Raw genomic sequence first — 1221 nt, forward strand, 5'->3', positions numbered from 1 at the left:
GGAAATATGAGCGCAATGTTCAGGGCGATGTCATCCGCAAGATTGACCCGGATGGCAATTCGACTGACTACAGCTATGACAAACATGGGCAATTAGTTGGGGTTTGGTATCCCGACAGCAGTTGCCATCGGCTGGTGTGGAACGAACGCGGGCAACTGCTTGAGGAGCAATTGCCCAATGGTGGGATCAAGCGTTATCGCTATGACGATCTGGGGCGGCAAGTTGCCCGTGAGGATGAACACGGCGCGCAGACAGTCTATGAATGGGACAGCGTCGGCAGGTTGATTCGTCTTGTATTGCCAGGCGGCGCCACACGAGAATTCAGCTACAACCCCTACGGCAAAATCATCGCCGAACGCGACGAACTCGGCCACGTCACCCGCTATGAATACGCCGACGGCCTGCACCTGATCAGCCGCCGGCTCAACGCCGACGGCACCCAAGTCAAGTACCGCTACGACAACGCCCGGCTGCTGCTCACCGAGATCGAAAACGAAGCCGGCGAAACCTACCAACTCGACTACCAACCCAACGGCCTGATCCGCCAGGAAACCGGCTTCGACGGCCAGCGCACCGCCTACGCCTACGACCTCAACGGCAACCTGCTGGAAAAGACCGAATACGGCGACGATGACAGTCAGCTCATTACCCGCTACCAGCGCGACCACGCCGGGCGCCTCGTCCGAAAAACCCTGCCCGATGACAGCGTTGTCGACTATACCTACGACCGCCAAGGCAACCTCCTCAGCGCCGAAGACGGCCACTGGGCGCTGGCCTACGAATACGACCGCCAAAACCGCCTCACCGCCGAACACCAAGGCTGGGGCACCCTGCGCTACAGCTACGACGCCTGCGGCCAGCTGAAAAACCTGTGCCTGCCAGACAACAACCGCGTCACCTTCAACCACGACAAAGGCGGCCACCTCGCCACGGTCGAACTCAACGGTGAAGTACTCACCTCACATCTGTTCAAGAGCGGCCGCGAACACCAGCGCCAGCAAGGCCAACTGCTCAGCCACTACCACTACGACGACCAGAGCCGCCTACACGCCCATGCGGTAACCCAACAGCAAAACCATTTTTACCAACGCCAGTACGACTACGACAAATCCGGCAACCTCACCCGCCTGCTCGACACCCGCAAAGGCGAACACCGCTACCACTACGACCCCCTCGCCCGCCTGACCCGCGCCGACCACTCCCAAGACGTACAGGAACGCT

1 pseudogene is annotated in these 1221 nt (G+C 60.0%); it reads left to right on the forward strand.

The window, feature by feature from the left end:
• Positions 1-1221: pseudogene (locus JMV15_RS27790) on the forward strand (RHS repeat protein); the annotation flags it as partial.

The organism is Pseudomonas paracarnis (genome assembly GCF_904063055.1).
Classification (GTDB): Bacteria; Pseudomonadota; Gammaproteobacteria; order Pseudomonadales; family Pseudomonadaceae; genus Aquipseudomonas; species Aquipseudomonas paracarnis.